Source organism: Pseudomonas sp. GW823-FHT06B06, assembly GCF_058795195.1.
The window spans coordinates 123,955-144,462 of record NZ_JBXAHO010000015.1; the positions used below are offsets into that span (position 1 = coordinate 123,955).

Genomic DNA, 20,508 nt, shown 5'->3' on the forward strand with positions numbered 1-20,508 from the left:
AAAAACAAGCCGGTAGCGATAAAAACTAAAAAACCATCAGCAGCATTGAGGTACCTCGCCGCGCGCAAGGCGAGCGTTGATGTCTTCAATGACCGCCGGCAAATCGACGATGGTGTCGATCAGGTAGTGCGGGCGCGAACCTTCGAACATCCGGGTAATGCGTGATCGCGCTTCGCTCAGTTCGTCGGCTGACAGGTTTTTGTATTGGTCATAGGTCAGGCCCAATGCATTGCCGGAGCAGGTCAGCGCCACCGTCCACATCCCCGCGCTACGACCTTCGAGAATGCCCGGCCAGGTGTCGTCGACTTTCACGCAGGCAGCGACGTCGCTGACCCCCAGGGCAATGACGTTGGCCAGGGCTTGCGCCGGGTGCGGGCGTCCGTTGGGCACTTCGTCGGTGGCCACTACGTGGTCGGTGACATAGCCGTTCTGGCGCGCCAGCTCCACGACTTTTTCCATGACCACCGCCGGGTAGCCGGAGCAGGAGCCGATTTTCAGGCCCTTGTCGCGCAGGCCGTTGATGGTCTCGAGTGCACCGGGAATCAACGCCGAATGCAGGGCGATTTTCTCGATCTGCAGCGGCATGAAACGCTCGTAGAGTGCGGTGACATCATCGTCGGTTGGCAACCGGCCGAACACGGCGTGGTAGCGCGCGGCGATCTGCGGCTCGTTGCACAGCGTGCGGATGTGGTCCCACTTGCCCATGCCCATCGGCCCGCGGGCTTCTTGCAGGGACACCGCGACGCCAAACTCGGCAAAGGCCTCGACGAAAATCTGCGTCGGTGCGAAGGAACCGAAATCCACGACGGTGCCCGCCCAGTCCAGGACCACGGCTTGCAATTGGGAAGGTTGTTGATAATGCATGGTGAGTCTCCATTTTTGGCTAAGGGAAGCCCGTCCCTCCTGTCGCCAGGAGGTAAGGTTATTGAGGCTTGATTCGGATCAGGCGATCAGGTGGCCGGGATCGGACTGGAATCGAACAGCTCGGCGATCATCGGCCGGTTTCTGCGAATACCCAGGCAACACAGGTGGTAATCAATGAAAAACGGATGATCGACAAAGGTAATGGGCTTTGTTCCCGGCGTTTCAGCGTATTCGACAGCCGATACGAAACCGATGCCGATTCCCTTGGCGATGGCGTGAACGATGGCTTCGCGGCTGTTCAATTGCATGACGCAGTTCAGGTCGACATCAAGGCGATCGCAACTCTCCTCCACCAGTTGGCGAGTGCGGGAGCTTTTTTCCCGAAGGACCCACTTCTCGTCGCTGATCTGTTCAACGTGCACCGCCTTCTGCGCAGCCCAGGGGTGATCGTCGCGCACGACAGCAATGATGGGATAACGCCGATAAAGCTGCGTATCAAAACGCTGGTCGAATTCGGACAGCGCCAGGATGGCCACGTCGATGTCGAAATTGAACAGGCGGTCCAGGGTCTCTTTTTCCGGCGAGAATGATGTTTCCAACTCAATGTCCGGATGCCGCTGCATCAACTCGTACGTCAGGTTCATTGCAATGGGCGGCGAGACGGCACCCAGGCGCAACATCCCGGTTTTACGTTGCTTGAAACTCTGTAGAAGTTGCACGGCTTCGTCCTCTTGGCCAAAGAGACCCTGGGTGATGGCATACAGCTTGTGTCCCGCAGAGCTCATCTCGACGATGCGCCCGCGTCGATGAAAGAGCTCCACGGAAAACTTCTTTTCCAGCGCCGTGACCTGCTCACTGACTGTCGGTTGCCCAACGCTCAGGTACTCGGCGGCCAGGGTGAAACTGCCGGTCTTGGCCACCGCATGAAAGGAACGCAGCCACTTGTGGTACTGGTACATGAAAAGATCCTGTTCCTGAGCCGCAGCCCTGATTCACACCGGTGTAAACAGCAATCAACGCCTGATGAACAAGGCGACCGCTGCGCTGCACAGGCAGGCAGACGTGACCACGATGAAGATCAACGACGTGTTGCCGGTACTGTCGAGCATACTGCCGATCAGCGGTTCCGCCAGGCCTGCGAAAAGGTATGAGGAGAAATTCATGATGCCGGTCGCGGTGCCCGCGCGCTTGGCGCCGACCAGGTCCGGGCACAGTGCCCAGAAACTCGACGCCGGACCATAGACAAAGAACCCGCAGAGAAACAACGCCACGAGGCCGACGGCACTGTGAGGCGCAAGGCTCCACATCCACAGGCTGGTGCCTGCGCCGAGGAACATGTAGAGCATGATCGCCAGGTAGCGTTTTGAACCGAACAGTTTGTCCGAGATCCAGCCATTGCTGAGCGCACCGATGGCCATGCCCACCGGCAGGGCAACCGTGATCCACTTGGGATCGATCAGGCTGTCGCCGCTTTTCCAGTCGGCGCCCAGAAAATGCACCGGCACCCAGACGATAAGACCGTAGCGAGCGGCATTCTGGAACCCCAGGGAGATTGCAGCGATGATCAAGCGGTAGTTTTTCAGCACGGCTTTGTAGCGCTGCGCCGAGGTTTCGAGTTCGCCGTGGGCGACTTCGTGATTCTTGTCATCGGCATTGGCCACACCGGTATCGGCGAGCGGCTCGAAGCCCATGTCCTGCGGTCGCTCGCGCGCCACCAGGTAAAACACGATGCCCCCTGCCAGCATCAGCAAAACCGGCAGGCGGAAGATCCAGCGCCACTCCAGTTGCAGCACTTCAAGCACAACGATTGAGGTCACGTAGGACAGGACAGAGGCACAACCGGCAGCGAACACGTAAAAACCATAGACTTTGCCCCGCTCGCCGGTACTCCACCAATTGGAGATCAGCCGACTGCCTGGCGCCCAGCCTAATGCCTGAAAGTATCCATTGATGCCCCAGGGTAAAATGAGCGCGACGAAGCTACCGGCGAAGCTGGTGATCCAATTGGCTGCACACGACAACACGGCACCGGCCGTCATGATGCGGCGCCCACCGAACTTGTCGGCAAGATTGCCATTGATTGCCTGGCCGATGGCATACGCCCACAACATGGCAGCCGATGCCCAGCCAAGATGTTCCTTGGTAAAACCGAACTCTGCCTGGATGCCCGGGATGGCGAAACCGAACGTTTGTCGACCGGTGTAGAAAAACAGGTAGCAGAACATCGCCGCCAACAGCATGCGCCATTGCGCGACGCGGAATGAGGACGTGGAGACTGCCAGACTCGGTAAAGCTTGGGCACGATTCATGATCTTTTCCTTATTATTGTTCGTACCCTCCAGGCGAATCGGAGGGCGCACCTTTGTAGGAGCGAGCATGCTCGCGATGAGTCTGAGAGCGCCGCGGGGTGTCAGGTTGCCAGCGTTATCGTTAACGACCATCGTCGGAACGCCGCCCGGAGCATGCTCGCTCCTACAGGGGGGGGGGCACGTGTCAGGCGGCGTGTGCACCGATGAAGTTCTTGCCTCGTGCGCCCTGCAGTGCGAACTCGATCATCTCCCGGGCTTCCTCTTGCGTAACGCCGTAGTCGGCAAACTCGGTCTTTACATCGAGGCTGTGGAGGAAATTGCGCAGCTCTGCCTGCGCTTCGTCGAGGTCTTTGCCGAACACCCGTTTCAAGACCCTGTCGCGCGCTTCGTCACGTCCCCAAGCAAGGCCCAGGACCAGGGGCAAGGTGAAGGAGCAGGCGATGCCATGGGGCAGGCCGTGGCGCAGCGTCATTTCGTAGGAAATCGAGTGGGCCAACGCCGTCTTGGTATTGGAAAAGGCCAGCCCGGCCTTGAGCGCGGCCAGTGCCATGCGTGAACGCAGTTCCTTGCTGCCCAGGTCATGCCGCAACAGCGGCAGGCACTCAAGAATGTCTTCGATCGCGGAGATCGCGAAGGTGTCCGAAACCGGATTGGCGTTGATGTTCCAGATGGACTCCAGCGCATGAGACAACGCGTCCAGACCGGTTGAAACCGTGACACCCGCTGGAACAGTGAGCATCAGACCGGGATCGACGATCGCCACTTTGGGCCAGGTGCAATCCAGGTGCAGCGAGTATTTTTTCTGTCCTTCGGTATCCCAGATTGTCGCCCATGGGGTGACCTCACTGCCGGTGCCTGCCGTGGTGGGAACCGCAATCAGCGCTTTGCTGTGGGCTGGAACAAAGGGCTTGCCCGTTGCCAACAAGGCGACCAGTTCATCGAAGCGACCCGACTCCGTCCCCACGATCAATGCCTTGGCCGTATCGATGGCGCTGCCTCCGCCAACGGCGATGACTGTCTGACAATCGCCCGCTTCCTGCCAGAAGCGCTCATAGGTGCCACGCAATTGAGCGACATCGGGATTGGGCTGGACATCTTCGACGATGTATATCAGCCGCTCGCCGAGCAAATCCTGAATGCGATCGACCAGTCCCAACCCACGCGCTTCGGGAAAGATCACCAGGGCAACTTTTTGGTTTTCGGTGATCGAGGCAAGTTCTACGAGGCTGTTGTAGCCCAGACGAGTGTCAACAGGATTATGGAATCGGGCGATCATGGCGGTCCTCTACTTGTTGTTGTAAGACGTGGCGCCATACTCACGGCCCGAGGTTAACCGCACAAATCGATAATTCGCAGGTATGCATAGGCTCAGCCGATACCAGCGATCAGCGTTGGCAGCGGGTACCTGACGCGCTCATGAACTGATGAAAAACCCTCCCCCTCAGAAAAGTTGTACAAAAAAGTTGACTTGTACAGGCAACGTCCTATTCTTCAAATAACTATACAAACCCCATGCGCCTGTACAAGAAAAAGAGGCGGGGAAATTCCATGCCTGCCTGCAATGGAGACACGACGTGGCTGATTTCTTGCGATGTTTTGCCAGCGAATTTGCAGCGCTGGACGGCAGCAATCTGCACAATCTCAAGCATCTGTACAGTCACGACGTACGCTTCAGTGATCCGCTCCATGAGATCCAGGGCCTGACAGCGCTGGAAGAATATTTTACTGAGCTGTATGCCAACGTCAGCGAGCTTGGTTTCACCTTCCACGGCTATGACCAGGTGCAAGACGGCGCCGGTTATCTACGCTGGACCCTGCATTATCGCCATCCCCGCTTGAGACATGGCCAACTCATAGAGGTGGTTGGCTGTTCGCACCTGCTTTGGCACAAGAAGGTGTATCAGCATCGCGACTACTTTGATGCAGGCGCTCTGCTCTATGAGCACTTGCCTCTAATGGGAAGTGCGATTGGCTGGCTAAAGGGGAGATTGGCATGAAACGCATCTGGCTCACTGGAGCCAGTAGCGGCATCGGTGCCGCCCTGGCGGAAATTTTATTGACCCAAGGCCATTTCCTGGCCGTCAGCGCACGCAATGCAACGGCCCTGGAAAAGTTACACAGGGGTCATCCGCAGCAGGTACTTCTGCTGCCGGGCGACCTGACCGATCCACGCCAGGTTCAAGCCATGGGCGAGCGAATCGGGCAAGTCTGGGGCCATCTGGATCAGGTCATCCTCAACGCTGGAACCTGCGAGTATGTGGACGCAGGCGTCTTTGAAGCCGACATGATTGAACGCGTGATGCGGACCAATCTGTTTTCCGCCGCCCATTGCGTGGAAGCCGCCCTACCACTGTTGCGCAAGGCTCAGCGGCCGCATCTGGTGGCCGTGTGCAGCTCGGTGACCTACCTGCCGTTACCGCGCGCCGAAGCGTATGGCGCCTCAAAGGCGGCAATGCGCTACCTGTTTCAGTCGTTACGCATCGACCTGGCTCACGAAGGTATCGACGTCACGCTCGTCAGCCCGGGCTTCGTCGATACGCCACTCACGCAAAAAAACGATTTCCCGATGCCGATGCGTTGGCCGGTCGGCAAAGCTGCCTCCTACATCGCCACCCGCCTGGAAAAACGTCCCCTGGACATTGCATTTCCCTGGCCATTCATTGCCGCTCTGCGCGCATTAGCGTTATTGCCCCAACGCCTGCAACTGACGCTGGGCAGACGCATGGCGCGTCCGGTCACAGAAGAGTCTTCATGAAAATAGCCATCATCGGCAGCGGTATTTCCGGCCTGACCTGCGCCTACCTGCTCAACCGCAAACACGACATCACTGTGTTCGAAGCCAGTGACTGGATCGGTGGCCATAGCCATACGGTCGACGTTGAAGTAAAGGGCGAACGCCATGCCATCGATACGGGTTTTATCGTCTTCAACGACTGGACCTATCCCAACTTCATCCGTCTGCTGGATCAACTCGGCGTGGCTTCGCAACCCACCGAGATGAGCTTTTCGGTCCAGGACCCGCACACCGGCATTGAATACAACGGCGGCAACCTCAACCAAGTGTTTGCCCAGCGAAGCAATCTGCTTTCACCTGGCTTCTGGGGCATGTTGCGCGAGATCTTGCGTTTCAACCGCCAAGCCCCACGTGATCTGGAAGAACAGCGCATCACTGCCGACACCACGCTGGGCGCCTACCTGCGGGAAAACGGCTACGGCCAGCGTTTTATCGAACATTACATCGTCCCTATGGGGTCGGCGATCTGGTCGATGTCACTGGGCGACATGCAGCGTTTTCCGCTGCAGTTCTTCGTACGCTTTTGTAAAAATCACGGCCTCTTGTCCGTCACCCACCGGCCGCAATGGCGTGTGGTCAGCGGCGGTTCGCGCCGTTACGTAACGGCGTTGAGTGCCGGTTTTGTCGAGCGTATCCACCTTAACTGCCCGGTGTATCGCGTGGAACGTGACCTGGGCGGGGTCACCCTGCACTGTGCGACCGGAAGCAAACGTTTTGACAACGTTGTGTTCGCCTGTCACAGCGATCAGGCGCTACGCCTGTTGGCCGCTCCAAGCCAAGCCGAGCGAGAGATACTCGGTGCACTGCATTACGCCGAAAACGATGTGGTGCTGCACAGCGACACCCGCCTGCTGCCCAACCGTCGCCGAGCATGGGCGAGCTGGAACTACCGCCTCGGCGGCTCAGCCCAGCACCTGGCAGCTGTTACCTACAACATGAATATCCTCCAGGGGCTTTCGAGCGACACCACCTTTTGCGTCAGCCTGAACCAGACCGCAGCCATCGACCCCGGCAAAATCCTCGACCGCTTCCGCTACGCCCATCCGCAATACAGCCAGGCAGGCATGACCGCACAAGCGCGTTGGCAAGAATTACAGGGGCCCCAGTTCAGCTACTACTGCGGCGCCTACTGGGCCAACGGTTTCCACGAGGACGGCGTGGTAAGCGCCTTGCGCGTGGCGAGCGCTTTCGGAGAAAAACTGTGAACAGTGCACTGTACCGCGGCTGGGTCAGCCACCGACGGCTGCTGCCGCGCACCCATGGGTTTCGCTACCGCATGGGTATGCTCTACCTCGATCTGGCGGAACAATCGCAGGTGCTGGCCTTATCCTGGTTCGCCGGACATTCGCGCTGGGCCGCCTTCGCCTTCCGCGAAACTGACTACCTGCCGCTTGCAACGCGTCAGGGTATGAGCCTGAGCGATGCAGTGCGCCAGCGCGTGGAACAGGCCCTTGGTCACGCGCCGCAGGGACGCATCTGTCTGCTCACCCAGCCCCGTAGCTGGGGGCTGTCCTTTAATCCGATCAGCCTGTTTTACTGCTTCGAATCCGACGGCAGCCTGGCCGCCATTCTCTGCGAAGTCAGCAATACCCCTTGGCGAGAGCGTTACCACTATGTACTGCCGACCCATGCAACCGGTGAGTCATGCCACCGGGTCGCCAAGAGCTTTCACGTCTCGCCCTTCCTGCCTCGTGACCTGGAGTACCGCATGCGTTTTTCCGCTCCCGGCCAAACGCTGCACGTGAACATGCAGGATTGGCAGGGTGAGCAAAAAATATTTGAAGCCGGCCTGGGTCTGGAGCGCGTCGAACTGACGCGCCAAAGCCTGCATCGCCACCTTCTGGACTTTCCCTGGATGACCGCCAAGACCCTGCTCGGCATTTACTCGCAAGCTCTGCGCCTGCTGCTCAAGCGTCTGCCCCTGGTTTCCCATCAACCCGCCGCCGGTGAATACCGCACCGCAAACCTGGAGTCTCGCCATGACGAATCCTAGCCTGACCCCAATAACGTGTGGCTCTGCTGCCAACGGGATAGGCTCCCGTGTATTGAAAAAAGGCGTCTTGCATCAACTGGCGCACCTGCGCCACGGACATTTGGTCATCATCGTCGACGGTGAGCCACTGAGCTTCGGCCAGCCTGGCGCGGCACCGCATGGCGAGATAGAAGTGCATAATGCGGCGCTCTGGCCAATGGTGGCGGTGAATGGCTCAATTGGCGCCGGCGAGGCCTATATCCACGGTTACTGGAGCAGCCCCGACCTGACGGCCGTGATCCGCGTATTCGTTGCCAACCTCGACGTGCTGGATGGAATGGAGCGCGGCCTGGCACGTCTACGCCGTCCCCTGGCAAAAGCGTTGCACTGGCTCAACCGCAACACACGCCAAGGCTCGCAACGCAACATTTCTGCGCATTACGACCTGGGCAACGCGCTGTTTGAACACCTGCTGGACCCCAGCATGATGTATTCGGCAGCCATGTTCCGGTCCAGCAGCGATAGCCTTGAACAAGCTCAAATGTACAAGCTGGAGCGCATCTGCCAAAAGCTCGATCTCAAACCCAGCGACCACCTGCTGGAAATCGGCACAGGTTGGGGCGGCATGGCCATTTATGCGGCCACCCGATACGGCTGCAAGGTCACCACCACCACGCTGTCGCGTGAGCAGTTTGCCTACACCCAGCGCCTGATCGAAGAGCAGTGCCTGCAAGGCCGCATCACCCTGTTGCTGCAGGACTACCGTGACCTGACGGGTCAATACGACAAGCTGGTGTCGATCGAGATGATCGAGGCCGTCGGCCACCGCTTCCTGCCCACTTACTTCAAACAGTGCGCGCACCTGCTCAAGGAACACGGGCTTATGCTATTGCAGGCCATCACCATTCGAGACCAGCGCTACGAGCAGGCGAAAAAAACCGTCGACTTCATCCAGCGCTACATCTTCCCGGGTGGCGCCTTGCCTTCGGTGAGCACCATGCTGCACACCATCAGTCGCGACACCGACCTGAACCTTCATCACATGGAGGACTTCGGGCTTCACTACGCACGCACCCTTCGCCTGTGGCACGAGAACCTGCGACGCAGCCGGCACAACCTGGAAGCGCTAGGCTATGACGAGGCGTTTTTTCGCCTGTGGGAGTTTTACCTGTGCTACTGCGAGGGCGGCTTCCTGGAACGAAGCATCGGCACCGCGCACCTTTTACTCGCCAAACCCGGGGCACGGCCGCAGCCTTTCGGCCTGGAGGCGTGAACGTGCGAGGCCGGTTGTTGCTCAACGCAGGACTGTTCCAGATCGGCTGGTTCGCCTGTGTGCTGGGTGCGCAACGGCCGTGGCTGTTGCTGCTGGCAATGACCTGCCTGGCGATACACCTGCTATGGATTGCAAACACCCCTGATGAGTGGCGTTATCTGTTGAAGGTGTCAGCCTGCGGCTGGGTCCTGGACAGTGCTCTATTGCATCTCGGGGTATTCCAGTTTCCCGGTGCCACACTCATTTTGCCGCTCTGGCTGGCAATCCTCTGGCTACTTTTTGCCAGTACTTTGCGTCACAGCCTGAGCTGGACAAAGCGCCCTTGGTGGATAGGCAGCCTGCTAGGGGCTATTGGCGGGCCTCTCTCTTACTGGGGAGGTGCCAGGTTGGCTGATGTCGGCCTGCCGCTGGGTACCTGGCCCAGCATTCTGATACTCGCTTTGATTTGGGCGATGTTGATGCCGGCATTGCACTGGCTGGCCGGACAGCCTGCTCGTTGACTCAAGATTGCTTGCGGAAGAACAAGGTGATCTGGCCAACCTCCACGTTGAACTTGGACATGTACGAGCGATTGATCAGGGTGTTCTCGTCCATCAAGTACATCCAGTCGTCCAGATGAACCTCATACTCCTTGCCCTCCACCGGCAACCTCAGCACATATCGCCAGCGCAATGCATTACCTGCCACCTCACCCTGCGCCTCGCCCACCACGTCGCCAGCGGTTCCACGCCATTGGCCAGGTCCGGCCGGGGTGAGCGTCCACACGCGTTTCTGCCGAGTACCGTCGCTGTACGTAAATGACTCGTCGAGGATCAGCTGATTACCTTCAGAGTGGCCATTGATCTCTACGTGGAAGCGTTTGGTGACCTCGCCTGAACGCTTTTGAAAGATTCCCCAGGCTTCAACCCGCCCCTCGAAAAATTCGCGCAAATCAAGCTTGGGGGTTTCCTGACTGTAGGTCTGCACATCCACCCGACTACAACTTGCAAGGCCGATGCACAGCAGCAATAGCCATATCCTCAGCATGCATATCTCCTCGATGTTTTCAGGGTTTGGCGATGCCCAGCAATTGGGCGCGCAGTTGCGGGTCGCGGGTTCGAGGGTCAAGCCAGATGGAAAAGAAGGCTTCGGCGAACGCCTCGTCCTTCACCACATGCCGTAGATTCTCGCCGACGTAAAAACGTGCGCCCTGTGCGGGCACATAGACGCCTGTAATGCGGTCACCGGCGCGCACATCGACAAAGGCCTTGAGCATCTCCCGCTCCCAACGGGCCATCAATTGCGAATTCGGCGGGGTGCGCGACAGGCGGCGGATTTCCTTGATGCTGGCCTCGACCAGATCCTCGCGACTGATCGCGCGTCGGTAGGTCAGCTCCAGCGCAAAAGGCACATCCGCGCCTGGCAGATCACCGGCAAGCAGGCGTGGGCTCCACAATTGCGCGCTGTAGATGGAAAAACCGAATATTCGCATCTCGCCGCCCCCTATCCGACGAGCATCGGGCAGGGCCTCGCGCCAATCAGCCAACAGTCCTGGGCTCTGGAGCATCAGAACAAGACAGACAACGTGGCGGATAAAGCGGTCTGTCTGCATATCGTGCAAAGGCCTCGATAAGACTCAAGGGACGCCTTTAAAAGCTATACCAAATTTTTATTTTGTACAGCTAATAACCGCTATGGTCAGCGTTGAAAGGCGGTATCTGACGAGCTCAAGCCCTCACGGAGATCACGCCCCTGCCATCTCCCTGACAATGTCAAAGAACGTCGTCAGGATGCGCCGGGAACTCTGCGCTCGCAGGCAAACCAGGGTCTCGGTAAAACGTTGCTGGCAATCGACGATCGGCAAGCCGCGAATCCGCGAATCCGCACCGAGTTCGGCCGCCGAAACAACGCCGACGCCCATACCGATGGCGACGGCCTCACGGGCCGCTTCACGCCCCTCCACCTCGATGGCCTTGCGAATGCGCAAGCCCGCGGTTGCCATCTCCTCCTCCAGGGACAGTCGCGTCACCGAGCCCTGCTCGCGCAATACCAGGGGCGTGTTGTCCAGGTCGGCGAGGCAGATGGAAGTTCGTTGTGCCCAGGGATGGTCATGGGCGACGAAGGCGAGCATCGGATCGCTGCGCAGGGGCAGCTTGAGCAGTCGGTCATCTTCGATATTGCGCCCCAGCAGGGCGATGTCTGCCTGGTGGCCGAACAGCCGCTGCAGGACCTCATCGGTATTGGCCGTTTCCACTTTCACATCCACGCCCGGGTATCGAGCACAGAAGCGCGCGACGTAAGGCAGCACATGCACGGGCGCGTCCACGGCCAGGTTCAGGGTCCCTGTCGACAGGGTGCGGTAGTCCATCAACATGTCGTGGGCATCGACACTGATATCGAACAGGCGCTGGGTCAGCCCGAACAAGCGCTCGCCCACCTCCGTCAGGCGCACCAGGCGTTTGTCCCGGAAAAACACCATCACGCCGTAGTACTCCTCAAGCTTGCGCACCTGGTCGGACACCGCCGGCTGGGACAGGCACAGCTGTTCGGCCGCGCGCGTGAAACTGCCATTGATTGCCACGGCGTGGAAAGCCTTGAGCTGGGTATGGGAGATCGTCATGGGGCCTACCTATAGTTTCAACTTATTCATACATACGATAAATCGATTTTATTTATGAACAATGAACTGCAAGGATGGATTTCGCAAATGCCTTGGCCAACGAGCCGCTGCTTGGATCAATCAGGAATGCCTAATGGAAATCGAACGTTTCGCCACGATAAAACGCCGTTCGGACATGGTCCGGCATGACAACGTCCTCTACATCGGGGGCCAGGTTGCCACGGACCTCAGTGGCAATATCGAGGCACAGACCCACGAGGTTCTTTGCGCCATCGAGCAGCTGTTGCTCAGTGTCGGCAGCGACCGTACGCGGGTGCTTTCGGTGCGCATCCTGCTGGCTCACCGCGAGGACTATGAAGGGCTCAACAGGGTCTGGGACGAATTTTTCCCCGAAGGCCATGCCCCCGCACGCGCTTGTACCCTGGCCAACCTGATCGACCCCGGTTGGCGCGTGGAAATGATCGTGGTCGCCGCCTGCGGCTGATTGCGTCCTGAATGCCACCCCGCAACCTTTCGAACGGAGACTCCCCATGCGCCCCTTCTGGCTCGACCAGGCCCTGAAAAGCCAATCCGATACGCCCTGCCCGCCATTGCGCCAAGACACCCACGCCGACGTCTGCATCGTCGGCGGTGGTTACACCGGCCTTTGGACCGCCATCATGCTCAAGGAACAGAACCCCGAACTGGACGTTGTCATCGTCGAAGCGGACATCTGCGGTGCCGGCGCCAGTGGACGCAACGGCGGTTGTGCGCTGTCCTGGTCGGCCAAGTTCTTCACCCTGGAACGCTTGTTCGGGGTCGAAGAGGCTGTGCGCCTGGTCAAGGAATCGGAACAGAGCATCTACGCCATCGGCGCCTTCTGCAAAAAATACGCGGTGGACGCCGACTACCGCCTCGATGGCACGCTCTACACCGCGACCAACCGCGCCCAGGTCGGTTCGACGGACGGGGTGATCGCGGCGCTGGAGCGCAATGGCATCAACTCCTTTACCAAACGCGCACTCCCTGAGGTGCAACGCATGTCGGGTTCAACCCGTCACGTCGAAGGCTGGTTCTCACCGGCGGCGGCCAGTGTGCAACCGGGCAAGCTGGTGCGTGGCCTGCGCCGGGTTGCGCTCGACCTGGGCGTGCGGATCCACGAGGGTTCGCCAATGACCGGCCTCGAACACGGGCTGCCGGCCACCGTCAACACGCCGGGCGGGAAAGTCGTGGCCAAGCGCGTAGTCATGGCCATCAACGCCTGGATGGCCCGTGCCTTTCCAGAGTTTTCGCGCTCGGTGGCCATCGTCTCCAGCGACATGATCATTACCGAACCGCGCCCCGACCTGCTGGAGCGAATCGGCCTGACCAGCGGGGTCACCGTACTCGACTCGCGCATCTTCGTGCACTACTACCACAACACCCCGGACGGCCGGATCATGCTCGGCAAAGGTGGCAATACCTTCGCCTACGGCGGTCGCATCCTGCCAGTATTCGACCAGCCTTCGCCCTACAAGGGCTTGTTGCGCAAGACCCTGGCCGAGTTCTTCCCGGACTTTGCCGATGTCGGCATTGCCGCCACGTGGAACGGCCCGTCCGATCGCTCCGTCACCGGGCTGCCGTTCTTCGGCCGAATGGGCGCAAGCGGCAACGTGTTTTATGGCTTCGGCTATTCCGGCAGCGGCGTCGGTCCCTGTCATATGGGTGGGCAAATCCTTTCATCGCTGGTGTTGGGGCAGGACAACCCCTGGACACGCTCGCCGCTGGTGCAAGGACCGCTCGGCCTGTTTCCGCCAGAGCCGATCCGCTACCTGGGCTCGCTGATGGTGCGCAACGCCATTCGCCGCAAAGAGCACGCCGAGGACCGCAACCTGCGCCCCCGTCGACTGGACGTGCGCCTGGCGAAGTTCGCCGCGGCGGCGGGCAAGTCGGACAAGGCATAGCGCAGCGTCAGGTCTGCGATATTTGTTTGGGTGATCAACCCTGCCTGGCGCTTGCCAGGCGGGGTTTCCTGGTTTCAACCGTTCAATTGAGCCGCGAGCGAAGATTTGCGGCGTGCCGATATCGATCAATGCGCCCAGTTTCCACTTATAAGCCCAGCTTGTTTGTGACATGTGATAAATCGATTTCAGTTATTTTTCCGCAGATGTTTTGATCAGCACATGCATCACTCCCCTACAAGAACAACACCGCCGGAGAAGATCATGACCAAAGCTGAATTCCCGACCACACAGGCGCTGGCTACACCAGTCTTGGGTGAACCCTACCTGCTGACCCCAGGGCCATTGACCACTTCCAGGGCCACCAAGGAAGCCATGCTGCGCGACTGGGGCTCATGGGACGTTTCCTTCAATCAAGTCACGGCCGAGGTTCGCCAGAACCTGCTGAGCATGGCCGGCGTCGCGGACGACAGCTTTGCCTGCGTGCCGTTGCAAGGCAGTGGCAGCTACTCGGTGGAAGCCGCCTTGGCCACGGCCATCCCCCGTGACGGTAAAGCGCTGGTGCTGATGAATGGCGCCTACGGCCAACGCGCCACCAAGACCCTGGAGTACCTCGGTCGCGCCTTCATCACCCTGGACAAAGGCGACTACTTGCCGCCGCAGCCCGAGGAAGTCGACGCCCTGCTCAAGGACAATCCGGAGGTCACCAACGTCTTCATCGTCCATTGCGAAACCAGCTCCGGCATTCTCAATCCGCTGCGCGAAATCGCCGATGTGGTGAAGGCCCATGGCAAGAGCCTGATCATCGATGCCATGAGTTCCTTCGGCGCCGTGCCGTTGACGGTCAAGGACATCACGTTCGACGTGGTGGTGTCTTCTGCCAACAAATGCATCGAGGGCATTCCGGGGTTCGGCTTCGTCATCATCCGCCGCTCCGTGCTGGAGGCCGCCAAAGGCCGCGCCAACTCCCTGAGCCTGGATCTGTACGAGCAGTGGGTATACATGGAGCGCACCGGGCAATGGCGTTTCACCCCTCCGACCCACAGCGTCGTGGCTTTCCATAAAGCCCTGGAGCAACACACTGCCGAAGGCGGCGTGCATGGCCGACTGGCACGCTACACACGCAATCGCGACGTACTGGTCGCCGGCATGCGCAAGCTTGGCTTCAAAACGTTGCTGGAAGACCGTTGGCTGTCGCCGATCATCACCACGTTCTTCAGTCCGGAACATCCGAACTTTGAGTTCAAGCGCTTCTACGATGAACTCAAGGCCCGCCAGTTCATCATCTACCCCGGCAAACTGACCGTCGCCGAGAGTTTCCGCATCGGCTGTATCGGCCAGATCGACGAATACATCGTCCATCAATTGCTGCGCGCCATCGCCGACAGTCTTGTGGCGATGAACGTCGACATGCATCTACCGGCAGGCTGACCGCCCCTTTAAAGGTCTTTGTCAATTCGAGCACGGGTGCAATGGGTAGCACCTTTGGACAGGGATCTTTTTTTAAACATGGATTCGCTGACTGATCGCCAGGCAGAGCCGGGCAGCCGTCAGCGATCGCGTCAATTTAATGCTTAAAGCCTGATGCCATCTCACGGCCATCTGATCGATGCCGTGTGCGTGGACAGTCTTTCTGTACCGAAAACAAAAACAAAACTCATTATTTGCGCTGTCTGGCACCACATACGGGATCAGAACACCATGAACAAGAACGCTACAAGTCCTCTCGCCACTGGCTGGAAATCGCTCCAGCGTTGGCGCGTGCAAGTTTTCCTCATCACCTGGGTGGCCTATGCCGCCTTCTACTTCACCCGCAAGGCGTTTTCCGTTGCCAAGCTGGGTATTGGCGAAGACCCGGACTTCATGCTCGAAAAGGCCATGATGGCCAATCTCGACGCCCTCTACCTGACCGCGTATGCCGTGGGGCAGTTTCTGTGGGGCAACTTCTCCGACCGCTTCGGCCCCAGGGTCGTGGTCCTGAGCGGGCTCGTTATTTCGGCGCTGGCCGCGCTGCTGATGGGTACTTACGCGACCCTGCCGATTTTCGCTTCCTGCATGCTGGTCCAGGGCCTCGCCCAGTCCACCGGTTGGTCGGGGCTGTGCAAGAACGTCGGCAGTTTCTTCAGCACCAGCGAACGCGGCCGCGTGCTGGGTTTCTGGAGCACCTCCTACGCCTTCGGTGGCCTGGTCGCCACGCCGTTTGCCGGCTGGTGGGCCTACAACCACTACCACGACTGGCGCCTCGCGTTTATCAGCAGCGCCGTGGTGGTCCTGGTGGTGGCGGTGTTGTTCTTCTTCCTGCAACGCAACAAGCCGGAAGACGTCGGCCTGCCGCCGGTGGAGATCGAAATCGAGCCCGTCAGCAACGTCGTGGTACCGCGTGAAAGCATGTGGGCCGGCTTGCGCACCGTGATGAAAAATCGGACCGTGCTGGTGCTCGGCCTCGCCTACTTCATGCTCAAGCCAGCGCGCTACGCCATCCTCCTGTGGGGGCCGGTGATCATCTACGAGCGCATGCCCGAGATCGGCAAGGTGGCCTCAGCCATCGTTCCCACCTCGTTTGAACTGGCCGGTTTGATCGGACCGATCCTCATCGGTATCGCCTCGGACAAGTATTTCGGCGCCCGTCGTATTCCCGTCTGTGTCCTAAGCCTGGTGATCCTGACTGCCTGTCTTGCGCTGTTCGTTCCCGCCATGCAAAGCGGCAGCCTCTACATCGTGGTCGGCCTGCTGTTCATGATGGGCCTGTCTCTTTACGGGCCGGACTCGATGCTCAGCGGCTCGGCGGCGATCGATTTCGGCAGCAAGGACGGCGCGGCCTCCGCCGCAGGCTTCGTCAATGGCTGTGGCTCGGTCGGTGCCGTGCTCGGTGGCTTGCTGCCGGGTTACTTCGACACCATCACCGTGTTCCTGGTGTTCACCGGCGCTGCACTCCTGGCCAGCCTGATGCTGGTGCCCTTCTGGAACAGCCGCCCGAAAACAGTGGAAAGCCCGGTGCTGTCCTCGACGCCGGTGCAGCCGGTCGTACTTGGCACCAACTCCTGAACCCGAACCCATCTATCAATTATCACTGGAGCAATCATCATGAATTACCAACAACCTTCTCAGTTGCAAGCCGTGGTTCTGGACTGGGCCGGCACCGTCGTTGATTTCGGTTCTTTCGCACCGACGCAGATTTTCGTCGAGGCCTTTGCCGAGTTCGGCGTCGCGGTGTCCCTGCAAGAAGCTCGCGGGCCGATGGGCATGGGCAAGTGGGACCACATCCGCACGCTGTGCAACGAGCCACAGATTGCCGACCGCTACCACGCCGTGTTCGGCCGCTTGCCAACCGACGATGATGTCACCGCCCTCTACGAGCGCTTCATGCCGCTGCAGATCGAGAAAATCGCCCTGCATTCGGCGCTGATTCCCGGTGCGCTCGAGACCATCAACGGCCTGCGCGACAAGGGCCTGAAAATCGGCTCCTGCTCCGGCTATCCGGCCGTGGTCATGGAGAAGGTCGTGGAACTGGCGCGCAAGAACGGCTATGTCACCGACCACGTGGTGGCGACCGACGAAGTGCCCAATGGACGCCCGCACCCGGCGCAAGCCTTGGCCAACGTCATTGCCCTGGGCATCAGCGACGTCGCCGCTTGCGTGAAGGTCGATGACACCTGGCCGGGCATTCTCGAAGGCCGAAGCGCGGGCATGTGGACGGTGGCGCTGACCTGCTCCGGCAACGCACTGGGCCTGACCTATGACCAATTCAAGGATTTGTCCCTGGAGGCATTGGCCGAGGAACGCGCGCGCATCGTCAAGATGTTCGAAGGCTCGCGCCCTCACTACCTGATCGACACCATCGTTGATTTGCCGGCGGTCATCGAAGACATCAATGCGCGTCTGGCACGTGGGGAAACCCCTCAGGGTTCCTGACCCTGTCGGCTTGCGCAATTGACAGTGGCCGCCCCAAGGACGGCCACATCCAAAAAAAACAAGAGAACGCCACCATGAACTACGCCCACCCTGGCACCCCCGGTGCCATCGTTTCCTTCAAGTCCCGTTACGGCAATTACATCGGCGGCGAGTTCGTCGCACCGGTCAAGGGTCAGTACTTCACCACGACCTCGCCCGTGAATGGCCAACCGATTGCCGAATTCCCGCGCTCCACGGCTGAAGACATCGACAAAGCCCTGGACGCTGCCCACGCGGCCGCCGATGCCTGGGGCAAGACGTCGGTGCAGGACCGCTCTTTAGCGCTGCTGAAAATCGCCGACCGCATCGAACAGAACCTGGAACTGCTGGCCGTCACCGAAACCTGGGACAACGGCAAAGCCGTGCGCGAAACCCTCAATGCCGACATCCCGCTGGCCGTGGACCACTTCCGCTACTACGCCGGTTGCATCCGCGCCCAGGAAGGCAGCTCGGCCGAAATAAACGAACATACCGCGGCGTATCACTTCCATGAACCCCTGGGCGTGGTCGGGCAGATCATCCCGTGGAACTTCCCGATCCTGATGGCCGCCTGGAAACTCGCCCCGGCCCTGGCCGCCGGTAACTGCGTGGTGCTCAAGCCTGCCGAACAAACCCCGCTGGGCATCACCGTGCTGGTCGAGCTGATCGGCGACCTGTTGCCACCCGGCGTGCTGAACATCGTGCAGGGCTTCGGCAAAGAAGCCGGCGAAGCCCTGGCCACCAGCAAGCGCATTGCCAAGATCGCCTTCACTGGCTCGACCCCGGTCGGCTCGCACATCATGAAATGCGCGGCCGAGAACATCATTCCGTCCACCGTGGAGCTGGGTGGCAAGTCGCCGAACATCTTCTTCGAAGACATCATGCAGGCCGAACCGTCCTTCATCGAGAAGGCTGCCGAAGGCCTGGTGCTGGCGTTCTTCAACCAGGGCGAAGTCTGCACCTGCCCTTCCCGCGCCCTGGTGCAGGAATCGATCTACGACGACTTCATGAAAGAGGTGATGAAAAAAGTCCTGTCGATCAAACGCGGCGACCCGCTGGACACCGACACCATGGTCGGCGCCCAGGCGTCCGAGCAGCAATTCGACAAGATCCTGTCCTACCTGGAAATCGCCAAGGGCGAAGGCGCCGAGCTGCTGACCGGCGGTAAGGTGGAAAAACTCGAGGGCAACCTGGCGAGCGGCTATTACATCCAGCCGACGCTGCTCAAGGGCACCAACAAGATGCGCGTGTTCCAGGAAGAAATCTTTGGCCCGGTGGTGAGCATCACCACCTTCAAGGACGAAGCCGAAGCCCTGGCCATCGCCAACGACACCGAGTTCGGCCTCGGTGCCGGCCTGTGGACCCGCGACATCAACCGCGCCTATCGCATGGGCCGGGCGATCAAGGCGGGGCGCGTGTGGACCAACTGCTACCACCTGTACCCGGCGCATGCCGCGTTCGGTGGCTACAAGAAGTCCGGCGTCGGTCGTGAAACCCACAAGATGATGCTCGACCATTATCAGCAGACCAAGAACCTGCTGGTGAGCTACGACATCAATCCGCTGGGCTTCTTCTGATTTCGCACTAACAACAACCACCTTGTAGGAGCGAGCATGCTCGCGAAAAACCTGAGCACGCCACGGGGTGCCAGACTAATCGCGTCATCGTTGACGACCATCGTCGGAACGCCGCCCGGAGCATGCTCGCTCCTACAAGGATCACGCCGTATCTGCAGGTGAATCCTCGATGAAAATTCGTTACAAGGTGAGCCTTGTGGCTGCCTTTGTGCTGTTGGTGACAACCAGTCTCCTGTCGCTGGTTCAGGTAGGGCAGATACGAACGATTCTGCGTAACCAGGTCGAGGCCAGCATTGGCGAATCGAGTAACGCCGTGGCACGTCAGATCGAAAACTGGCTGAACGGCAAGCTTCACCTGATGGACCTGGCCGCCCAGGCGATCGACAGTCAGTACAGCGCGCAAGCGACCCAGAGGATCATCGACTCAGCCATTTTGAAAGACGAATTCAAGCTGGTATTCGGCGCCCTTGAGTCCGACGGCAAACCCATCAAGAACGCTTCACCCTGGAATCCAAAACCCGACTATGACGGTCGCACCCGCCCTTGGTACGCGACGGGTAAAGCAGGCAGCCAAGCGGTCTTGACCGAACCCTACAAGGACTCCACCACCGGCGAAATCCTGATCTCGGCGGTGGCCCGGATCAGCGACGCGGGTCAACCGCTCGGGGTATTCGGTGGTGACATCCGCCTGACCACCGTGGCCGATGCCATCAACACCCTGGATTTCGGCGGCGCCGGCTATGCGTTCCTGCTGAGTAAAAGTGGCAACATCATTTCTCACCCGGACGCCGGGCTGAATGGTCAACCCTACAGCCAGCTTTTCGCCGGTAGCGCCCTGCCGCTGACCGGTCAACTTCAAGAAGCCAGCGGCGGTGGAAAGTCGCTCCTGGTGTCCTTCATTCCGCTCACCGATCTCAAGGGCATGGATTGGTACATCGGTGTGGTGCTGGACCAGGACATCGTCATGGCCGCAGCCCGCATCCTCAGCTGGCGAGCCGTGATCGGTACTGGCCTGGGTGTGCTGCTCAGCCTGTTGGTCCTGGGCTTGCTGGTCCGGCGACTACTCTGGCCGCTGGATCGGCTCAAGGCGTCACTGGCAGACATCAACCGCGGAGACGGTGACCTCACCCACCAATTACCCGTGTCTGGCAATGATGAAATTGCGCAGGTCTCCAGGGAGTTCAACCAGTTCCTGCAAAACCTCAAATCGCTGATTGGCGATGTGAAAAACAGCGCTCGACACGTCCGTGAGAGCACCACCACAACGTCGT

Annotated in this window: 19 protein-coding genes and 1 pseudogene; 13 read left to right on the top strand and 7 right to left on the bottom strand. The window is 59.7% G+C overall.

The genetic code is table 11. The features are described 5' to 3' along the window. Window positions 1-36 precede the first annotated feature (36 nt). The 4 genes from phnX (AC1Q8Q_RS15980) to psrA form a co-directional block, all read right to left on the bottom strand. Entirely contained in the window at window positions 37-864 is an 828-nt protein-coding gene (gene phnX / locus AC1Q8Q_RS15980; RefSeq protein WP_492615241.1) for a phosphonoacetaldehyde hydrolase, read from the bottom strand. 86 nt (window positions 865-950) lie between these two features. Further along, entirely contained in the window at window positions 951-1,823 is an 873-nt protein-coding gene (locus AC1Q8Q_RS15985; protein ID WP_020800152.1) for a LysR substrate-binding domain-containing protein, read from the bottom strand. Between the two features lie 54 nt (window positions 1,824-1,877). Beyond that, window positions 1,878-3,173 (bottom strand): MFS transporter, encoded by a 1,296-nt coding sequence (locus AC1Q8Q_RS15990; RefSeq protein WP_033044693.1) that lies wholly within the window; start codon window positions 3,171-3,173, stop codon window positions 1,878-1,880. Between the two features lie 184 nt (window positions 3,174-3,357). Further along, a complete protein-coding gene (psrA, locus tag AC1Q8Q_RS15995; protein ID WP_492615242.1) occupies window positions 3,358-4,449 on the bottom strand; it encodes an iron-containing alcohol dehydrogenase PsrA in 1,092 nt (363 codons plus the stop codon). A gap of 298 nt (window positions 4,450-4,747) precedes the next feature. On the opposite strand from psrA, the gene AC1Q8Q_RS16000 reads away from it, so the two are divergent. Genes AC1Q8Q_RS16000 through AC1Q8Q_RS16025 form a run of 6 tightly spaced genes read left to right on the top strand, consistent with a single transcriptional unit; the run spans window position 4,748 to window position 9,712 of the window. Then, window positions 4,748-5,170, top strand: coding sequence for a nuclear transport factor 2 family protein (locus AC1Q8Q_RS16000; protein WP_168757600.1), 423 nt, complete (start codon window positions 4,748-4,750; stop codon window positions 5,168-5,170). After that, entirely contained in the window at window positions 5,167-5,928 is a 762-nt protein-coding gene (locus AC1Q8Q_RS16005; protein ID WP_492615243.1) for an SDR family NAD(P)-dependent oxidoreductase, read from the top strand. The genes AC1Q8Q_RS16000 and AC1Q8Q_RS16005 overlap by 4 nt, the downstream gene beginning before the upstream one ends. Next, window positions 5,925-7,172: an NAD(P)/FAD-dependent oxidoreductase gene (locus AC1Q8Q_RS16010; protein ID WP_033042016.1), complete on the top strand. Its 1,248-nt coding sequence runs from the start codon at window positions 5,925-5,927 to the stop codon at window positions 7,170-7,172. Before AC1Q8Q_RS16005 ends, AC1Q8Q_RS16010 begins: the two co-directional genes overlap by 4 nt. After that, window positions 7,169-7,960, top strand: a complete 792-nt coding sequence (locus AC1Q8Q_RS16015) for a DUF1365 domain-containing protein (protein WP_179054502.1) — start codon at window positions 7,169-7,171, stop codon at window positions 7,958-7,960. Before AC1Q8Q_RS16010 ends, AC1Q8Q_RS16015 begins: the two co-directional genes overlap by 4 nt. Next, window positions 7,947-9,212 carry a class I SAM-dependent methyltransferase gene (locus tag AC1Q8Q_RS16020; RefSeq protein ID WP_492615244.1) on the top strand — a complete coding sequence of 422 codons (1,266 nt, stop codon included), beginning with the start codon at window positions 7,947-7,949 and terminating at the stop codon, window positions 9,210-9,212. Before AC1Q8Q_RS16015 ends, AC1Q8Q_RS16020 begins: the two co-directional genes overlap by 14 nt. Before the next feature lie 2 nt (window positions 9,213-9,214). Beyond that, window positions 9,215-9,712 carry a DUF2878 domain-containing protein gene (locus AC1Q8Q_RS16025; protein WP_492615245.1) on the top strand — a complete coding sequence of 166 codons (498 nt, stop codon included), beginning with the start codon at window positions 9,215-9,217 and terminating at the stop codon, window positions 9,710-9,712. Window position 9,713: 1 nt separating this feature from the next. On the opposite strand, the gene AC1Q8Q_RS16030 is transcribed toward AC1Q8Q_RS16025, so the two are convergent. The 3 genes from AC1Q8Q_RS16030 to AC1Q8Q_RS16040 all read right to left on the bottom strand — a co-directional run bounded on the left by AC1Q8Q_RS16030 (window position 9,714) and on the right by AC1Q8Q_RS16040 (window position 11,811). After that, the gene (locus AC1Q8Q_RS16030; RefSeq protein ID WP_168757597.1) at window positions 9,714-10,238 is read right to left on the bottom strand and encodes a DUF3833 domain-containing protein; all 525 of its coding nucleotides are present in this window, start codon (window positions 10,236-10,238) and stop codon (window positions 9,714-9,716) included. A 19-nt stretch (window positions 10,239-10,257) separates the two neighbouring features. Beyond that, window positions 10,258-10,803 (bottom strand): chalcone isomerase family protein, encoded by a 546-nt coding sequence (locus tag AC1Q8Q_RS16035; protein ID WP_168757596.1) that lies wholly within the window; start codon window positions 10,801-10,803, stop codon window positions 10,258-10,260. 132 nt (window positions 10,804-10,935) lie between these two features. Continuing rightward, window positions 10,936-11,811 carry a LysR substrate-binding domain-containing protein gene (locus tag AC1Q8Q_RS16040; RefSeq protein ID WP_020800141.1) on the bottom strand — a complete coding sequence of 292 codons (876 nt, stop codon included), beginning with the start codon at window positions 11,809-11,811 and terminating at the stop codon, window positions 10,936-10,938. Window positions 11,812-11,944: 133 nt separating this feature from the next. On the opposite strand from AC1Q8Q_RS16040, the gene AC1Q8Q_RS16045 reads away from it, so the two are divergent. The 7 genes and pseudogenes from AC1Q8Q_RS16045 to AC1Q8Q_RS16075 form a co-directional block, all read left to right on the top strand. After that, the gene (locus AC1Q8Q_RS16045) at window positions 11,945-12,295 is read left to right on the top strand and encodes a RidA family protein (RefSeq protein ID WP_020800140.1); all 351 of its coding nucleotides are present in this window, start codon (window positions 11,945-11,947) and stop codon (window positions 12,293-12,295) included. A 46-nt stretch (window positions 12,296-12,341) separates the two neighbouring features. Then, window positions 12,342-13,733: an FAD-dependent oxidoreductase gene (locus tag AC1Q8Q_RS16050; protein ID WP_083348611.1), complete on the top strand. Its 1,392-nt coding sequence runs from the start codon at window positions 12,342-12,344 to the stop codon at window positions 13,731-13,733. Between the two features lie 261 nt (window positions 13,734-13,994). Further along, a complete protein-coding gene (locus tag AC1Q8Q_RS16055) occupies window positions 13,995-15,161 on the top strand; it encodes a 2-aminoethylphosphonate--pyruvate transaminase (protein ID WP_492615246.1) in 1,167 nt (388 codons plus the stop codon). Window positions 15,162-15,431: 270 nt separating this feature from the next. Continuing rightward, window positions 15,432-16,775, top strand: coding sequence for an MFS transporter (locus AC1Q8Q_RS16060; RefSeq protein ID WP_033042028.1), 1,344 nt, complete (start codon window positions 15,432-15,434; stop codon window positions 16,773-16,775). A gap of 39 nt (window positions 16,776-16,814) precedes the next feature. Then, the gene (gene phnX / locus AC1Q8Q_RS16065; RefSeq protein ID WP_151141343.1) at window positions 16,815-17,642 is read left to right on the top strand and encodes a phosphonoacetaldehyde hydrolase; all 828 of its coding nucleotides are present in this window, start codon (window positions 16,815-16,817) and stop codon (window positions 17,640-17,642) included. 74 nt (window positions 17,643-17,716) lie between these two features. Continuing rightward, window positions 17,717-19,237 carry an acetaldehyde dehydrogenase ExaC gene (gene exaC / locus AC1Q8Q_RS16070; protein WP_083348609.1) on the top strand — a complete coding sequence of 507 codons (1,521 nt, stop codon included), beginning with the start codon at window positions 17,717-17,719 and terminating at the stop codon, window positions 19,235-19,237. 169 nt (window positions 19,238-19,406) lie between these two features. Further along, window positions 19,407-20,432 (top strand): annotated as a pseudogene (locus AC1Q8Q_RS16075) (HAMP domain-containing protein); the annotation flags it as partial. Between the last annotated feature and the right edge of the window lie 76 nt (window positions 20,433-20,508).

Bases quoted from the DNA above. Each gene is read 5' to 3' on its own strand.
- AC1Q8Q_RS16020 (WP_492615244.1), top strand. From the start codon at position 7,947: ATGACGAATCCTAGCCTGACCCCAATAACGTGTGGCTCTGCTGCCAAC.
- phnX (WP_492615241.1), bottom strand. From the start codon at position 864: ATGCATTATCAACAACCTTCCCAATTGCAAGCCGTGGTCCTGGACTGG.
- exaC (WP_083348609.1), top strand. From the start codon at position 17,717: ATGAACTACGCCCACCCTGGCACCCCCGGTGCCATCGTTTCCTTCAAG.
- AC1Q8Q_RS16045 (WP_020800140.1), top strand. From the start codon at position 11,945: ATGGAAATCGAACGTTTCGCCACGATAAAACGCCGTTCGGACATGGTC.
- psrA (WP_492615242.1), bottom strand. From the start codon at position 4,449: ATGATCGCCCGATTCCATAATCCTGTTGACACTCGTCTGGGCTACAAC.
- AC1Q8Q_RS16050 (WP_083348611.1), top strand. From the start codon at position 12,342: ATGCGCCCCTTCTGGCTCGACCAGGCCCTGAAAAGCCAATCCGATACG.
- AC1Q8Q_RS16060 (WP_033042028.1), top strand. From the start codon at position 15,432: ATGAACAAGAACGCTACAAGTCCTCTCGCCACTGGCTGGAAATCGCTC.
- AC1Q8Q_RS16055 (WP_492615246.1), top strand. From the start codon at position 13,995: ATGACCAAAGCTGAATTCCCGACCACACAGGCGCTGGCTACACCAGTC.
- AC1Q8Q_RS16030 (WP_168757597.1), bottom strand. From the start codon at position 10,238: ATGCTGAGGATATGGCTATTGCTGCTGTGCATCGGCCTTGCAAGTTGT.
- AC1Q8Q_RS15985 (WP_020800152.1), bottom strand. From the start codon at position 1,823: ATGTACCAGTACCACAAGTGGCTGCGTTCCTTTCATGCGGTGGCCAAG.
- AC1Q8Q_RS16035 (WP_168757596.1), bottom strand. From the start codon at position 10,803: ATGCAGACAGACCGCTTTATCCGCCACGTTGTCTGTCTTGTTCTGATG.
- AC1Q8Q_RS16005 (WP_492615243.1), top strand. From the start codon at position 5,167: ATGAAACGCATCTGGCTCACTGGAGCCAGTAGCGGCATCGGTGCCGCC.
- AC1Q8Q_RS16040 (WP_020800141.1), bottom strand. From the start codon at position 11,811: ATGACGATCTCCCATACCCAGCTCAAGGCTTTCCACGCCGTGGCAATC.
- AC1Q8Q_RS15990 (WP_033044693.1), bottom strand. From the start codon at position 3,173: ATGAATCGTGCCCAAGCTTTACCGAGTCTGGCAGTCTCCACGTCCTCA.
- AC1Q8Q_RS16010 (WP_033042016.1), top strand. From the start codon at position 5,925: ATGAAAATAGCCATCATCGGCAGCGGTATTTCCGGCCTGACCTGCGCC.
- phnX (WP_151141343.1), top strand. From the start codon at position 16,815: ATGAATTACCAACAACCTTCTCAGTTGCAAGCCGTGGTTCTGGACTGG.